This is a genomic window from Nonomuraea sp. NPDC023979, assembly GCF_040639085.1.
In the GTDB taxonomy this organism is placed as follows: Bacteria; Actinomycetota; Actinomycetes; order Streptosporangiales; family Streptosporangiaceae; genus Nonomuraea; species Nonomuraea ceibae.
Genome location: NZ_JBEZZG010000048.1, coordinates 22,751 through 37,547 on the forward strand (window position 1 = coordinate 22,751; position 14,797 = coordinate 37,547).

Genomic DNA, 14,797 nt, shown 5'->3' on the forward strand with positions numbered 1-14,797 from the left:
CACAGGGTACCGATGTCAAAGGAACCGCCCCGTACTGACTACCCTTGACCCCATGACCTCGCCCAAGCCCAAGACGCCCCAGACGATGAAGCCCGCGACCGCGGCCAAGAAGCTGGGCATCCTCCTCTCGGCCACCCCCGCCGAGTTCCAGGAGGGCGTCGTCTCCCGGAGCGAGCTCAACGCGATGCAGTCCTCCCCGCCCGCGTGGCTCGCCGACCTGCGCCGCAACGGCCCCCACCCCAAGCAGGTCGTCGCCGCCAAGCTCGGCGTGTCCGTCTCCGGCCTGATCAGGGGCGGCATCACCGACCCGCTCACCACGGCCGAGATCGACGCCCTGAAGGCGGAGAACCCGGCGTGGCTGGAGCACGAGCGCTCCGTCCAGGCCGAGGTCCGCAAGGAAGCCCAGCGCCTCAAGCAGGCCTGACCCGCCCGCCGCCCGGCGCGGTAGGTTGACGGGATGCGTCCGGCAACCGAGCTGCGGCAGCGCTGGCTGGAGACCGTCCCGTCGATGATGAAGCGGGCCGGCATGTACGCCTCGGACGGCCCCCAGATGGAGACCGTCGCCAGGATGTTCCTGGAGAACCTCTGCTTCCTCGATGAGCGCGACGAGGACTTCGCCGCCATCCGCCAGACGCTCGGCGACCGCTACGGCGCGTGCGGCGTGCCCGGGGCGTTCGCCCAGGTGTTCGGCTCCGGCAGCAGGTGCGTGGAAGAGGTCGCGTCGGTGTACGCCGAGCAGTTCCACCGCCTGGGCTACCTGGAGGTCGGCGGGACGCTCGGTGAGAGCGAGTGGGCCGCGCTGATCGACGAGGCGCGGACCTGGTCCGGGCAGCGGGACGTACGCCGTGACGAGGTCGAAGCGGCCTTCGGCCCGCCCGGTCTCGTCGTCGGCCTGCGCGTCCTCTGCTACGTCTCCACGGCGGGGGAGTGGGCGTTCTTCGACTGCTGGGAGGAGACCGTCAGGCGGTACGCGCCGGGGAAGGGCTGCTGTGAGCCCGTCCCCGGCGACGGGCCGCTGGTCCGGTCGGTTCGGGTGCCCGCGCCGGATTTCCGGAGCGGCCTGGTGCTGACGCTCTTCGGCTCGTGGGCGCACCGGTCGGCATGAGCGGGGGCGATGACGCCTGAGTGGGGCGGGTGCGCGGGCTGGTGCTGGGGCTGGCGCTGGGTGACAGCGTCGGCCGCGGGGCCGTTCCGCCTGCCGGGCCGCTCCTGGCCGGGGTCAGCACGCAGCTCGCCGCCTTCACGATCGAGGGCGTCATCCGCGCCTGGGTCCGGGGCGAGCACAGGGGCATCTGCCATCCGCCGTCGGTGATCTGGCACGCGTACTGCCGATGGGCCGCCCTGCAGGGCATCGAGACGCACGAGCGGCACCGGCGCTGGGCGGCGGGCACGGCGCGCTGGCCGGACGGCCGGCTCGCCGGCGTGCCGGAGCTGCGGGAGCGGCGCGGCTCGGCGCCCGCCATCGTACGGGCGCTGAACCGGCCCGAGCAGGGCGGCATCGAGCGGCCGTCCACTCAGAGCCGGGGCTGCCATGCTCTCACCCGTTCCCTCCCGCTGGCCGTACTGTCCGGAAATGTCGCCCCCGACGCGCTGGCCGAGCTCGCCCAGGACGTGGCCGCGCTGACCCACGGCGACCCGCTGGCGTACCGGACGACGGCGGCGGCGGCGATCCTGACAGGCCGCTGCCTGACCGCGGGCTCCCTCGCGGACGCGGTGGCGTCCGGGCTCCGACTGCCCCGGCTGCCGGAGGTGTCGGAGATCCTGGACGAGGCCCGTACGGTGTGCGCGGCGGCCCGGCAGGCGCCCCGGGACCGGGCGCGGCTGGCGGTAATCGCGCCCGACGCCACCGCGCGGTCGGCGCTGTCCGGCGGCCTGTACGTCGCGGCGTCATGGCCCGGTCCTGGCGAGGCGGTGGACCCGGCGGACGCGGTGGACGCGCTGGCGTTCGCGGCGACGGCGCCCGACGGGCAGTCCGTCGCCGCCGTCACCGGCGCGCTGCTCGGGGCGCTGCACGGCGCCGGCGTGTGGCCGGACGGGCTGCTCGGCAGGCTGGAGCTGGGGGCCATCATGGACACGCTCGCCCGGGACCTGGTGGCCCAGCTGACCGAGAGCCCGTCCGGAGGCGCGTACGGGCGGCCGAAGGATCCCACCTGGCTGACCCGCTACCCCGGTTGGTGACGCCCGCCCGTTGCCCGGCCCGGCATTTCGGATCATCATCAAGGCGGGATCGACCGGCCGAGCGAGGGGACGCCCCGCTGAATGATCGACGACATCGTCACGCGGGCCTGCGGCAGCGGCCTCCGGGCCCGGGCGGCCCGCCGGTGGATCTCCTGGCAGGTCCGGCGCGGCAACCGGACCGCGATCCGGGCGCTGTGGCGGGGCTGGCGCCGGCGCGGTGACCCGATCCTGTGGGGACTGCTGGAACGCACCGGCCGGCTGGGCGCCACCGACGCCCTCACCGGGGACGAACTGGTCCAGGCGGTGTTCGCCCGCCTCGACGGGGTGCGCGCCATCGCGTTGCGGACCGTCGTCGCGCGGGGGCGTCCGGCGGAGATCGACAGGGTGTACCGGGAGAGCTGGAGCCGTCCGGACGAGGAGGCCGCCGAGTGGCTGCGCGAGCTGACCGATCACGGCCTGCTCCCCGCCGACCCCGCGCTGCGCGCCCGCGTCCTGCTGGCCGTGGGGGACCGCGACGGCTACCTGGACCTCGACCCCGACGGCACCCACCTCACCCAGGACCCCGGCACCGACGGAAAGGTGCTCCGGGTCGCCCGCCACCTGAGGGCGCTGGAGCTTGAGGAGTGGTTCCTGCGCCGTCTCGCCGAGCGCGACGACGCGTACCTGTGCAGCTTCCTCTCCTGGACCACGCCGCACGAGGTTCTCCCCGCGGTGCCGCCCGATGTCGTCCAGGCGGCCCTGCGCAGCCGGGTCCCCGGCACCGTGGCCCTGGCCGAGCGGCGCTGCCGCAACGCGGGCGGGGAGGAGCTCACGGCACTGTGGGCCCAGGCGCTGTCCAGCGGCCGGACCTGGCCCGAACTTCTCGGCAACCCCCATGACCTCGATCCCGAGGCGAGCGCCTACGGCTGGCGGCTGTGGCTGACCGACCCCGGCGACGCCCTGCTCGACCACCTCCAGGCACGAGGCACCCCGCTCACCGAGCACACGCTGGACGCGATCGTCGACCCGGCCGCGCACGAACTGCTGGCGTTCGCCCTGCTCTCACCCCGGCTGCCGAGGCCGCTGCGCACCCGGATCGAGCGCATGCCCGCCCTGCGCGGTCACGCCTTCCTCAACCTGCTGTCCGGCCGGCTCAACCGCCTGGACGTCGAGAAGCTGGCCGCCTGCTACCGCCACGAACCCCTGCGCGAACCCCTGCGCCGGGCATTACGCCCGCTGCGCGGCCTCGACCTGCCGGCGATCATCGGCCACGAGCGCGAGGAGGACCGGCTCTTCGTCGCCCAGACCCTGGCCGCGTGGCGCGACTGGCCCCGGCTGCGCGACTACCTGCTCGCCCTGCCCCTCCTCGACGTGCTGACCCTGGCTCCCCACCTGGCCTCCCACACTGCCTCTGAGCTGGGCGCGCTCGCCCCCGTCCTGACCCTCGACCGTACGTTGGCGCGCTACGCCCGGGTGACCCGTTCGCCCCGGATCAAGCCGATCCTGCGCCTCCCGCTCGCCGAGATGACCGGCGACGACCTGGCCGTGCTGCGCTGGATCCAGCGCAGCGCCCGCGACAACCCCAGACTCTGCGCACTCGCCCACACGGTCGAACGCTGCCTGATCGCGGCAGCACCGCCCGACTGACTGAACCCGGGGGGCAGCCCGATGCGTACAACCTGGCGTCCGCGCGTCGCGAAGCCGGGAAAGTCCATGCTGTTACGTTATGCGTCCCCCGTGAGGAGCCCTGCGCCAGGGGATAATCCGGCTGTTCTCGACCGTGCCGGAGACCCGAGATGACGACCCCGTCGCCGAATCCCCAGCCGTCACCCGAGCGCCCGCCGGACCGTCCCCCGGCCCGCGCCGACACGACCCCGGCACAGCCCTCCCGCACCCCACCGGCCATCACCCAGCCCCCCGACTGGGGCTACTCCGGGATCGACCCGGCGCTGATGCACGACTTCGAACGCGACCTCGGCCAAGCCGAAACCACCCTCACCCGCCACGAACCCCGCATCCGCCGCACCCTCGAAGACCTCGGCCTGGACACCTCCCGCCTGACCGCGCTGCGCGAACTCGGCCACTGGATCGCCGCCAAACGCCCGGAACTGCGTCAGCGCAACGAGGCCATCCAGGCGGTGAAAGCCGACTGGGGTCCGGCAGTCGGCGGCGGGATGACACCGTTCGACGAAAGCCTGTACACCGCCGCCTCCGGAAAGGCCGACGTGTACGCTGCCGCGCTCGAACTCGGCAAGCTCGGCCGTAACGACGAACTGGACGAGAAGACCGTCGCCGGCCTGGAGAAACGCGCGGGCGACGCCGGATTCGCCACGTCACTGCTGTACGCGCTCGGCACGGAGAAGTTCCGTCACCTCATGGCGGCGCTGATCTATCACAAGGACGAGCGCAAACAGCGCCTCCAGTCCGCCCTGGGCAAGGCACTCGGCACGGCCGGCCCGAGAATGAGCGAATCCTGGCGCAAGGAAATGCTCGGCGGCCTGCGCGTCCCGGTGGACCAGCACGCACTCGCCGAACTCCTTCCGCACGGCACATTCGACCGCGACTTCCTGGTGGCCGTGGCCAGAACGCTGGAGGGACTCGACCGGAAAACCTGGAACGACCCCGTGGCGAGCGGCAGTCCGCACGATCCGATGATCGGCGTCATGAAGGCGCTCGCCAACCACCCCAAGGCGGCTCAGGACTTCTTCGCGGGCGATCCGGAGGTGATGAAGCGCTACGTCACCGAACGGCCGATGTACGACGACGGAAAGGCATTCGGGCAGGCCCTGGAAGCGGCCACCATGACCTACCGAGACCGCGACGGCACGCCACAACAGCCCTCGCCGGGCTACATCTCCGCCAAGCTCGCCTCGGACTTCATCCACTGGGAGGCCAAGCGCATTCTCGCGGGAACCGAAGGCCCCTCCTTCGCCACCACCGGAACCACGGCGCGCATCATCAGCGCGTACATCAACGACGTCAATCGCATTGCTGAAGTTCCGATGTCCGGCGGCCAGTCCGGCGTTTACGGCGGCCTTCGCGACCATCTGCTGCCGAGTGACCAGTTGTGGGGTGCGCAGTTCGACAGGAATGCCCTGCACAAGATCATGGAGAGCCTGTTCACGCATGATGCGAAGGCGCTGGCGACCATTACCGCGGCTCAAACCGCATGGTCGAGAAGCGTGATCGACTATGGGACCGCGCAGGTAGCTGCCGGACACAGTATTCAGCCGCTCCTGGCCAACATCCGGGAGACCGGAGCTGGATTCGGACTGATAGTCGACGCCAGTGGCCTTGCCAAGATCCAGCAGGGGGTCAAACTGGACGAAGAGCAGGAGCGCAGTGTGAAGATATTCATGGCGGCGGTCAACACGGGGCTCGGCATACCGCAAACCGCTGCTTGGGCGATTACCGCAACCACTCTGGGATCATGGACGAGCCTGATCGAGGACGCTGCGAAGACCGACGTGAACAAGGCTCGTGCCACCTACGAGGCGAACATCGGCGATGGAGAGGCGCTCTATCTCCATGATCAGCTGATTGCCGACGCGATGCTCAGGCACGGATTGTTCGGCAAGAGCGACCCGGCCGCGTCCACACACCCATGGGGCTCCCTGCAAGAACTCGGGAAAGGCGAGGACCCCCGCAAGTCCCCGCACAATTTCCTGAAGGAGGACGGCAATTCTCTGATGACGCAGCAGGAGATGGCCCCGTACAAGGGAGACACCCAACCTCGACTCGATGCCTATCACAGATGGCTCTACGACGGCCTGGCGGGGGACGCATGGAAGGTGGCTCGCGACGAGTCGCGCTCAGGCTTCGGGGAAGGCAGGCCGGAGTACAAATGATGAGGAAAGCCTTTCGCAGCGGGCTCGTCGTGGTTCTGGGAGCGGTTGCTCTACTCGTCTCCTGCCGGCAGCAAGAGAGCCCGCCGCCGGTGAACAAGGCGCCGCTCCCATCGGTCGCCGCCCCACCCTACGTGTGTGAATTCGTTCCGCTTGACGCCATCCGTCTGATGACAGGCATACAGAATCCGATCATCGAGGGTCGCTTCAATATGGCAGTGGGGAAAATGGTGGACGGGCTGGAATACGGCACGGGCTCATGTCGCGCCTACCAGCCGAGCGGGAACAAGTCGAAGGTGCTGCAGATCATCCTCTCGCCTGCCGGCGGGGAGCGTGAAGTTGACTGGGAAATCAGCCAGGGTGCCCGGCGACTGCCGGAGATCGTTTCTGGAGCGGTCGGCTATTACAGTCAGAACGGCAGTGCCGGCAACACGCAGGCAGCCGCGATGCTGGTGCACGGCTACGACCGGGTCATCGTGGAGCTGATCCACGGCGTCAAAGGCCGGGACAACGCCGCCGACGTGGTCGCGATGATGAAACTCATCGCCCCGAAACTGATCCTCGACGCGACCCCCACTCCCGAGCAGGCCAAGGACTGACCGATGGCCGCCATGGTGCGCAACCCGCTGCACGAGGCGCTCCAGCAGGCCGTCCGCACGATCGGCCCGATGCTCGAACAGATCGACGCGGACGTCGACCGTCCCACCCGGATGTTCCGCACGGGCAAGGTGTGGACCGGGCCGGCCGCCAAGCAGTTCGACGCCCAGCTCGCCCAGTTCAGCTCCCGGGCCCGCAGCTCAGGGCAGGCCATCATGGACGAACTGCGCCAGGTCCTGAGCCGGACGCCCACCGAGGTGACCGAGGAGGAGGCCGCCTCGATCAAGCGAAAGTACCGCCTCGGATGACGCCGGTGATGGAAGGTGACCCGGACTGCTTCGGCTCAGTGCATAAACCTGATTTCAGGACTTCCCAAAGAAGCGCCCGCAAAATGTGTGAATGTCATCCCCCTTATAGGGACGGCCATAGCAATAGCGTCGGGCTCACAGTATTTCGCTTCATCCTCACCGTGCCGACGGCTACCATGTCCTCGACCCCGTTATCTCCCGAGATCGGGCGGCAATGGCGACGAAGGAAGAGATCGAAGCCGCTCGACGGCACATCGAGCGACTACGCGAAGAGCATGCCAATGACCTGATCGCGCTGGTTCGCCTGGTCGACGGCGGCGCGCTCAAAGGCGAAGCCGGGGACCGGCTCATCACCGACCTGCGCGGCTGGGACCGGGCGTTCAAGGACCTTTTCGCCAAGGCTCTGGCGTTGCTCGACTCCGTCCAGCCGTCCGATCCGACCAGGGGAGCGCCTGCCAGATGAGTCCCATGGTCGGCATCAACCCCACGTTGATGACCCAGCTCATCAACGGCATGAAGCGGGCCGGCGACACCCTGCCAGACGTCGGCCGCCAGGTAGAACGCGCCCTGACCTCCCTGGACATCCCCTTGTGGGGACCGGGCCCCCTGCAGGCCATCGGCCGTCAGCTGAGCGACCAGATCCCCTCGCTCCAGGGCCGCCTCGACCTGATCCTCGCCGAGCCGGACCGGAAGTCCGGCAAGGGCGGCGTCCTCTGGGCCAACGAATCGGCCTGGCTGTCCAAGTCGCCCGCCGAGGGCGCGGCCTCGGCCAAGACCCTGGCCACGAAGCTTCGTGACCAGATCAAGAGCCACTCCCTCGACGCCAAGACGGTGGCGGAGCTCGAACGGCACAAGAACGATCCGTACTTCGCCGTGGCCTTCGCCAAGGAGATCCCGCCCCGCGAGCTCAAAGCCCTGATCAACAGGGCGTACGGGGCAGAACTCCCGCCCTCGGGACGCCCCTCCCAGCGCGACGTCGCGACCCAGGACAGGCTCGCCACCATGCTCAGCAAGATCCTGGGCACGGCCTCACGCGGGGTCGGCCAGATGAAGCTCCCCGACAACTACGCCGACCAACTGGTCGACGGCATCGAAAGCCCTCAGGACGCGTTCGCCGTCAAAAGACTGCTCCAGGACGGCGAATTCGACCACGGATTCCTGCTCTCGGTGGTCCAGAAACTGTACGACAAGGACGTGGCCCACCCGCCTGACCCAAGCCTTCCGCGAGATGTCTGGACCATGCCGGGCCCCAAGGACATCTCACCCGGCGACCTCAGCCCCATGGGCACCGCCCTGGTGGCGCTGGCACACCATCCCGCCGTCGCCCAGGACTTCTTCACCGACCCGCAGCGCAGACCGCTGGCGTACCTGATGCGGAAACACCACTGGGACGGCGACGCGAACGCGGAACTCGGCTGGGCCATCCAGTCGGCCAGCACCGAGTTCCGCGATCACGACCTGCCTCCCGGCAGCTCGCGCGGCTACAAGTCCGCGCTCATCGCCTCCTGGGCGGTCCACTTCTGGAAGGACCCCAAGGTCCAGGCGAACCTGCCCGACACCCGCACCCACCTCGGCAACGTCCTGGCCCAGTACATCGGTGACGTACACCGCGACACACAGTCCTTCACCACCAAGATGCCCGGCGTGGTGACGGACCAGGATGCGGACAAGAACCTGCAGGGCACCGGGCCGTACGGAGCCAAATTCACTGCGACGGAGCTCAAACAGGCGACGACGTGGGCGTTCGCCGACGAGGGCGCTTTTCAGGCCGTGACCGCCGCACACGGCTTGTACGCCGCCAAAATGCTGGACGAACTGGCTGCCAAGACCGCGAAGGAGGTCGAGGCCGACTTCACGAAATGGCGGCAGCAGCACCCGGAAGCCACACAGCAACAACTCGACGCAGCGCGTCAGGACATACTCGAAGAGCGCATGAGCCGTAGCGGGGGCGAGGAGTTCGCCCGGGCGGCACGCGGGCTCAGCATGACCACCTGGGTGATCACCGATGCGGCCAACATCTCCAAGATCGGCGCAGCGAAGGAGAGCGATGCCCGCGTCGCGGCCTTCAAGGAAATGACGGAGAAGGTCGTGGGGCTGGCTCCGGGGCCGCAAGGGAAGTTCGTCGGACTTCTGGTGGACGAGGCCAAGAGTGCGATCTTCGGAAACATCAAGTCCAACAACGAGGACCGGGCCCGCCAGGACGCGGACAGCGCCATGGGAGCGGCCGAGCACATGTTCACCGACCTCACGGCGTCCGTCATGATGCGCCACGGCCTGTTCGGAGACGGGTCCGTGCCGGCCAAGACGCATCCCTACCGTCACGAGGACTTCTCCCCGGGGTCCAAAGGCCACTTCATGGTGGACGGCGAAATCAAACCCTGGGCCGAAATGAATGCCGATCAGCGCGACGCCTACGACGAATGGCTGAGACTGAACGAGACAGGCCGCGTCTTCGGCCGCCCGGACGAGTCCATCGCGCTCGGGTTCAAGGAAGCCATAAGCAGCTACAGCGGACCTGGGAAATGAGAATCCAACTGCGTACAGCTCCCGTTGTCGCGATCCTCACTCTCGCAGCTGCATGCTCGCCTCCTCCAGCCGTGCCACCGGACACACGGCCGCTGGGTGACATCGCCGCCGCCCCGCAAGAATGCGAACTCATCTCTGCGAACGCCATTGAGATCGCCACCGGTTTCAAAGACTTCACAGCCGTGCGCACGAAGATGGACAAGGGACGGTTCGCGTCCTGTTCAGTAGCCGAGGACTTGACTCCGGAGGGCAAGCTGGGGCTTGTCATCGAAGTCTTGGACCCTTCCCCGCACGACGCGGAGGCCCTGGAGCACACCAAACTGACCACCAAGGGGAACGACCTGCCAGACGCGCTGGGCCCGGGATTCGCGGCGCGGCGGAAGAACGCCCAGAACGAAACCATCTCCTTCGTCTACGGATGGACACCCGACTATAAGCGTTTACTCAGCGTCAACATTTATACGAGTGCGCCGGGCCGCGACTCCCTGGCGGATGCGACCGAATTCTTCCGCCAGCTCAAGCCAATCCTGCTGGACAAGCCCGCCTGATCGGCCACGGCCACGTGATTCGGCAACTGGGTGCCCTTCTGTAGGGACGAATCGGCCTGGTATGGCGTCGGCTTCCGCCGTAGCGTGAGGCGTGGCGAGGGATCCAGGGAGGCACCCATGACCGTACGAGTGGAGCGCGACGGCCCCGTCACCACCGTCGTGCTCAGCAGGCCCGGCGTACGCAACGCCGTCGACGGCAAGACCGCCGCCGCGCTGGCCGACGCGTTCCGGGAGTTCGACGCGTCCGACGCCGCCGTGGCCGTGCTGTGGGGGGAGGGCGGCACGTTCTGCTCGGGCGCCGATCTCAAGGCGCTGGACAACCACGTCGGGGAGGACGGCGACGGGCCGATGGGGCCGACGCGGCTGCGGCTGACGAAGCCGGTGATCGCCGCCGTCGCCGGGCACGCCGTCGCCGGCGGGCTGGAGCTGGCCCTCTGGTGCGACCTGCGGGTGGCGGAGGAGGACGCGGTGTTCGGCGTGTTCTGCCGCCGCTGGGGCGTGCCGCTCATCGACGGCGGCACCGTACGGCTGCCGCGTCTCATCGGGCAGAGCCGGGCGATGGACCTGATCCTCACCGGCCGCCCCGTCCCGGCGCGGGAGGCGTACGAGATGGGGCTGGTCAACCGGTTGGTGCCGGGCGGGACCGCACGGCGGCACGCCGAGGAACTGGCGGGAGAGATCGCCCGGTTCCCGCAGGAATGCCTGCGGGGGGACCGGATGTCAGTGCTGGAGCAGCACGGGCTGCCCCCGGCGGAGGCGATGCGCAACGAGGTACGCCGCGGGCTCGTCTCCCTGCCAGGTGTGGCCGGAGGCGCGGCCCGATTCCGGGCCGGGGCCGGGCGGCACGGGGACTTCGGCCACTTCTGACCTCAGGCGAACAGGTCGTCGAGAGTTTGGATGGTGGCTGCTCTGGTGGCCCAGGTTTCCAGCTGGTTGAGGTCTTTGCAGGTGGTGATCTGGGTGTGCGTTTGGTCGGGGAGGGTGAAGCCTCGGGCGGTCAGTACGAGGATGACCAGCTTGGCGGCTTCCTCCTCCTTGCCTTCCTCCTTGCCGCGGCCGAAGTGTTCGCGGGCGAAGGGGCTGTAGACGGGCCAGGTGGTGGACGTCATGATCTCCTCCAGGAGCTGGCGAATCTCCGGCGCGGACATGCTGTAGGCGTATTCATAGTACTGCGGAGCGTGATCGTCGGCGGTGTCGGTCAGGGCTGTGGCGAAGGCTTCGATGACCTTGCGGTTGCGGCCGTGGACCATGACGGACATCGTGGCGAGGTCGAGGTGGGCGGTGGCTTCTTTGGCGTCGGTGATGGCGGGGATGGAGTCGGGGCCGAGGACGCAGGGGTGCAGGCGGTAGCCGGTCAGCCCGGAGTCGACGGGACGCATGTAGTGGGCGGCGGTGGCCCGGTTGGGGCAGACGACCAGGACGGTGGCGTCGCAGTGCATCATCAGCCACAGCGAGGCCGCGTAGCGGGCCAGCTTCCTGGGGTCCTTGGAGGTGTCCTGCTGGATCTCGACGACGATGGCGTGGGCCGGGGACTGCGGCGGGCCCATGGAGAGGACGAGGTCGGCGTCGAAGTCGTCGGAGGGCCGCGTGTTGAACGTGTTGGGCTCCACCCGCACGAGAGGAGTCTCGGGGAGCTGTTTCCCGATGAGGTCGCGCAGGATCTCCACCGCCAGTTGCGGCCGGTCGCGGAACATGGAGACGAGCGCGTCATGTGGAGGGGACGGCATGAAGCTCATTGTTACATGATGAACACGTAACGTGACGGCAATTCATAGGGTCCAAGGCGTGGCGGAAGGAATGCGCCGGGAGGTGGCGGCGTTCAGCGGCACGTGATGATCATCGCAGCGTCTCCGGTGCTCCCGCCCCGGGTGCGGATCACACGGTAGGCAGGGGGTACGTCGTGACCGTCAAGCCCAGAACGTTCCGCTTCGGTGTGCCGTGGGAGGACGCGTACGGCTACAGCCAGGCGCTGCAGGCCGGCGACACGCTGTACGTCTCGGGGCAGCTCTCGCACGACGCCGCCGGCGAGTTCGTCGGCGCCGGTGACTTCGAGCTGCAGATGAAGACCACGCTGGCCAACCTCGACCTGGTGCTGGCGCATTTCGGCGCCACCCGCGGCCAGATCGTGGAGACGACCGTGCTGGTCAGGAACCTGCGGGAGAACTTCGACACGACCGCGCGGCTGCACGCCGAGTACGTCGGCGAGCACCGTCCGACGAGCACGGTCCTGGGGGTGGCCGACCTCGCCCTGCCGGACCAGCTCGTCGAGATCGGTGCGCTGGTCCGGCTGGACGTGCGGGCGTAGCGCGGTCGAAAGCCAGGGAGGGGGCGGGCGACCAGCCCGCCCCCTCCTCACCCGGACGGCGCTCGTCACCGCCCGCACCGCTTCCCCGCCGGCCGAAGGATGCTCAGGCCGGCTCCGCGATCCCGAAGCGGGGGATGGGCAGGTCCTCGGTCGCCAGGTGCACGATGTGCGACTCGGTGTAGACGTCGATGCTGTGCCGCCCGCCCTCCCGGCCCAGCCCGCTGGCCTTCACCCCGCCGAACGGGGTACGCAGGTCGCGCACGTTCTGCGAGTTGACCCAGAGCATCCCCGCCTCGATGCCCTGCGCGAGCCGGTGCGTGCGGCGCAGGTCGTTGGTCCACAGGTACGCGGCCAGCCCGTAGCGGGTGGCGTTGGCCAGCTCCAGCGCCTCGGTCTCGGTGGCGAACGGGGTGACGCACACCACCGGCCCGAAGATCTCCTCCTGGAAGATCCGCATGCCGGGGGTCACGTCGGCGAACACCGTGGCGGCCAGGAAGTTGCCGTCGGGCAGCGCTTCGGGCCGCGAGCCGCCCGCCACGAGCCGGGCGCCCTCCTCCACGCCGGTCCGCACGTACTCCATCACCCGGGCGTGGTGCTCGGGGTGGATGAGCGCGCCCAGCTCCGTGGCGGGGTCGTCCGGCGATCCGACCCGGACGCGGGTGGCCCGCGCCGCCAGCCGCGTCACGAACTCCTCGTACACCGTGTCCTGCACCAGGACGCGCGAGCTGGCCGTACAGCGCTCGCCGTTGAGCGAGAACACGCCGAAGACCGCGGCGTCGAGCGCCCGCTCCAGGTCGGCGTCGTCGAACACCACCAGCGGCGACTTGCCGCCGAGCTCCATCGACAGCGTCTTCAGCCCGTCGGCGGCCGCGCGCATGATGGTGCGGCCGGTCCCGGTCTCGCCGGTGAAGGAGATCACCGGCACGTCGGGGTGCGCGACCAGCGCCGCGCCGGCCTCCTCGCCGATGCCGTGCACCAGGTTGAAGACCCCGGTGGGCAGCCCGGCCTCCTCCATGATCTCCGGCAGCAGGCCGGCCGACAGCGGGGACCACTCGGCGGGCTTGAGCACGACCGGGCAGCCTGCCGCGAGCGCGGGCGCGAGCTTCCAGGTCTCCAGCATGAACGGGGTGTTCCACGGCGTGATCAGCCCGGCCACCCCGACGGGCTTGCGCACCACGTAGTTGAGCTGGGCCGAGCCGACCCGGTAGACGTCCTCGCCGAGCGTGGTGATCACGTCGGCGAAGAAGCGGAAGTTCTGCGCGGCCCGGCGGGCCTGGCCGCGTGCCTGCGCGATCGGCAGGCCGGTGTCGCGGCACTCCAGCGCGGCGATGCTCTCGTCGCGGGTCTCGATCGCGGCGGCGATCGCGCGCAGCACGGCGGCCCGCTCCTCGCCCGTCATCCGGGGCCACGGCCCGTCGGTGAACGCCTTGCGCGCGGCCGACACGGCGGCGCTCACGTCCTCGGGACCGCCGGCGGCGACCGTCAGGTAGGGCCGGTTCGTGGCCGGCTCCAGCGCGGTGAAGGTCGCGCCGGACACGCTCGGCACGTGCGCGCCGTCGATGTAGTGCTCAAGGTTCATCGGACGACTTCCTCGCTCTGTGCCAGCAGTTCCTCGATCCGGGCGGCGCCCGCCTCGGTCGGCGTGATCAGGGGCGGCCGGACGTGCCCGGAGGCGATCAGCCCGCGCCGCTCCAGCACCCACTTGGCCGGGGCCGGGTTCGTCTCCACGAACAGCAGCTCCACCAGGGGGTGCAGGGCGTAGTGCAGGTCCAGGGCGGTGCGGTGGTCGCCCTCGGTGTAGGCGGTGTACATGCGGGCCACGGCCGCCGGGGCGAGGTTGGCCGCGGCGCTGACGAAGCCGGCGCCGCCGATCGCCAGCAGCGGCAGGCACAGCAGCTCGATGCCCGACCACATCAGGAAGTCGCGCCCGCACCGGTGCAGCACCTGGGAGAAGTGCTCGAAGTCCTTGGTGGTCTCCTTGATGCCCACGATGTTGTCGTGGGCGCGCCGCAGCCGGGCGACGGTCTCGGGCGCGATGTCCACCGCCGTGCGCGAGGGCACGTTGTAGATGACGATCGGCAGCCCGGGGAACTCCGCCGCCACCGTCGCGTACCAGCGGAACAGCGCCTCCTGCGTCGGGCGCGCGTAGTAGGGGGTGATGACGAGCGCCGCGTCGGCGCCCAGCCGCTCGGCCTCGGCGGTGAGGCGCAGCGTCTCGTCCAGCTTGGCCGAGCCGGTGCCCGGCAGGAACGGCACGCGGTCGGCGGTCTCCTCGGCCACCGCCGTCATCGCGGCGATCCGCTCCTCGACGCTCTGCGCCCCGGGCTCTCCGGTGGAGCCGCCGGTGGAGATGCCGTGCGAGCCCCGGTCGAACTGCCAGCGCACCAGCGCCTGCAGCGAGTCGACGTCGAGCTCGCCGTCCTCGGTGAACGGGGTCACCACCGGGGCGATGGACCCGCGGATGGTCGCCGGATCCGAACGGAACTTCATGTGATCACTCCTTGCTGCACG

The 14,797-nt window shown here is 69.6% G+C and carries 15 protein-coding genes; 12 read left to right on the plus strand and 3 right to left on the minus strand.

The genetic code is table 11. The features are described from left to right. Positions 1 to 52: 52 nt before the first annotated feature. The 11 genes from AB0G11_RS45165 to AB0G11_RS45215 all read left to right on the plus strand — a co-directional run bounded on the left by AB0G11_RS45165 (position 53) and on the right by AB0G11_RS45215 (position 10,848). On the plus strand, positions 53 to 424 hold the full coding sequence (locus AB0G11_RS45165) for a DUF5997 family protein (protein ID WP_219517953.1): 372 nt from the start codon (positions 53 to 55) through the stop codon (positions 422 to 424). A gap of 33 nt (positions 425 to 457) precedes the next feature. Beyond that, positions 458 to 1,105, plus strand: a complete 648-nt coding sequence (locus AB0G11_RS45170) for a hypothetical protein (RefSeq protein WP_357593156.1) — start codon at positions 458 to 460, stop codon at positions 1,103 to 1,105. A 20-nt stretch (positions 1,106 to 1,125) separates the two neighbouring features. Then, entirely contained in the window at positions 1,126 to 2,178 is a 1,053-nt protein-coding gene (locus AB0G11_RS45175) for an ADP-ribosylglycohydrolase family protein (protein ID WP_357593158.1), read from the plus strand. A gap of 81 nt (positions 2,179 to 2,259) precedes the next feature. Further along, a complete protein-coding gene (locus tag AB0G11_RS45180; RefSeq protein ID WP_357593159.1) occupies positions 2,260 to 3,804 on the plus strand; it encodes a hypothetical protein in 1,545 nt (514 codons plus the stop codon). A 149-nt stretch (positions 3,805 to 3,953) separates the two neighbouring features. Then, positions 3,954 to 6,005 (plus strand): DUF6571 family protein, encoded by a 2,052-nt coding sequence (locus tag AB0G11_RS45185; protein WP_357593161.1) that lies wholly within the window; start codon positions 3,954 to 3,956, stop codon positions 6,003 to 6,005. Then, a complete protein-coding gene (locus AB0G11_RS45190) occupies positions 6,002 to 6,601 on the plus strand; it encodes a hypothetical protein (protein ID WP_357593163.1) in 600 nt (199 codons plus the stop codon). Before AB0G11_RS45185 ends, AB0G11_RS45190 begins: the two co-directional genes overlap by 4 nt. A gap of 3 nt (positions 6,602 to 6,604) precedes the next feature. Beyond that, a complete protein-coding gene (locus AB0G11_RS45195; protein WP_357593165.1) occupies positions 6,605 to 6,907 on the plus strand; it encodes a hypothetical protein in 303 nt (100 codons plus the stop codon). A 214-nt stretch (positions 6,908 to 7,121) separates the two neighbouring features. Further along, complete coding sequence (locus tag AB0G11_RS45200) at positions 7,122 to 7,370, plus strand: hypothetical protein (RefSeq protein ID WP_357593167.1); 249 nt, start codon at positions 7,122 to 7,124, stop codon at positions 7,368 to 7,370. Between the two features lie 5 nt (positions 7,371 to 7,375). Beyond that, complete coding sequence (locus AB0G11_RS45205) at positions 7,376 to 9,433, plus strand: hypothetical protein (protein ID WP_357593169.1); 2,058 nt, start codon at positions 7,376 to 7,378, stop codon at positions 9,431 to 9,433. A 71-nt stretch (positions 9,434 to 9,504) separates the two neighbouring features. Beyond that, positions 9,505 to 9,981: a hypothetical protein gene (locus AB0G11_RS45210; RefSeq protein WP_357593171.1), complete on the plus strand. Its 477-nt coding sequence runs from the start codon at positions 9,505 to 9,507 to the stop codon at positions 9,979 to 9,981. A gap of 117 nt (positions 9,982 to 10,098) precedes the next feature. After that, positions 10,099 to 10,848, plus strand: coding sequence for a crotonase/enoyl-CoA hydratase family protein (locus AB0G11_RS45215; protein ID WP_357593173.1), 750 nt, complete (start codon positions 10,099 to 10,101; stop codon positions 10,846 to 10,848). Positions 10,849 to 10,850: 2 nt separating this feature from the next. On the opposite strand, the gene AB0G11_RS45220 is transcribed toward AB0G11_RS45215, so the two are convergent. Then, complete coding sequence (locus tag AB0G11_RS45220; RefSeq protein WP_357593174.1) at positions 10,851 to 11,708, minus strand: hypothetical protein; 858 nt, start codon at positions 11,706 to 11,708, stop codon at positions 10,851 to 10,853. Between the two features lie 173 nt (positions 11,709 to 11,881). Between AB0G11_RS45220 and AB0G11_RS45225 the strand changes: the two genes are divergently transcribed. Continuing rightward, complete coding sequence (locus AB0G11_RS45225; protein ID WP_357593176.1) at positions 11,882 to 12,286, plus strand: RidA family protein; 405 nt, start codon at positions 11,882 to 11,884, stop codon at positions 12,284 to 12,286. A 103-nt stretch (positions 12,287 to 12,389) separates the two neighbouring features. Here AB0G11_RS45225 and hpaE read toward each other — a convergent pair whose 3' ends face one another. Further along, positions 12,390 to 13,865: a 5-carboxymethyl-2-hydroxymuconate semialdehyde dehydrogenase gene (gene hpaE, locus AB0G11_RS45230; RefSeq protein ID WP_357593178.1), complete on the minus strand. Its 1,476-nt coding sequence runs from the start codon at positions 13,863 to 13,865 to the stop codon at positions 12,390 to 12,392. Then, positions 13,862 to 14,776, minus strand: coding sequence for a 4-hydroxy-tetrahydrodipicolinate synthase (gene dapA, locus AB0G11_RS45235; RefSeq protein WP_357593180.1), 915 nt, complete (start codon positions 14,774 to 14,776; stop codon positions 13,862 to 13,864). The genes hpaE and dapA overlap by 4 nt, the downstream gene beginning before the upstream one ends. Between the last annotated feature and the right edge of the window lie 21 nt (positions 14,777 to 14,797).

Excerpts from the sequence above, each read along its gene's own strand:
- AB0G11_RS45215 (WP_357593173.1), top strand. The coding sequence starts at position 10,099 with ATGACCGTACGAGTGGAGCGCGACGGCCCCGTCACCACCGTCGTGCTC.
- AB0G11_RS45205 (WP_357593169.1), top strand. The coding sequence starts at position 7,376 with ATGGTCGGCATCAACCCCACGTTGATGACCCAGCTCATCAACGGCATG.
- dapA (WP_357593180.1), bottom strand. The coding sequence starts at position 14,776 with ATGAAGTTCCGTTCGGATCCGGCGACCATCCGCGGGTCCATCGCCCCG.
- AB0G11_RS45165 (WP_219517953.1), top strand. The coding sequence starts at position 53 with ATGACCTCGCCCAAGCCCAAGACGCCCCAGACGATGAAGCCCGCGACC.
- AB0G11_RS45170 (WP_357593156.1), top strand. The coding sequence starts at position 458 with ATGCGTCCGGCAACCGAGCTGCGGCAGCGCTGGCTGGAGACCGTCCCG.
- AB0G11_RS45185 (WP_357593161.1), top strand. The coding sequence starts at position 3,954 with ATGACGACCCCGTCGCCGAATCCCCAGCCGTCACCCGAGCGCCCGCCG.
- AB0G11_RS45220 (WP_357593174.1), bottom strand. The coding sequence starts at position 11,708 with ATGCCGTCCCCTCCACATGACGCGCTCGTCTCCATGTTCCGCGACCGG.
- AB0G11_RS45190 (WP_357593163.1), top strand. The coding sequence starts at position 6,002 with ATGATGAGGAAAGCCTTTCGCAGCGGGCTCGTCGTGGTTCTGGGAGCG.
- AB0G11_RS45180 (WP_357593159.1), top strand. The coding sequence starts at position 2,260 with ATGATCGACGACATCGTCACGCGGGCCTGCGGCAGCGGCCTCCGGGCC.
- hpaE (WP_357593178.1), bottom strand. The coding sequence starts at position 13,865 with ATGAACCTTGAGCACTACATCGACGGCGCGCACGTGCCGAGCGTGTCC.
- AB0G11_RS45200 (WP_357593167.1), top strand. The coding sequence starts at position 7,122 with ATGGCGACGAAGGAAGAGATCGAAGCCGCTCGACGGCACATCGAGCGA.
- AB0G11_RS45195 (WP_357593165.1), top strand. The coding sequence starts at position 6,605 with ATGGCCGCCATGGTGCGCAACCCGCTGCACGAGGCGCTCCAGCAGGCC.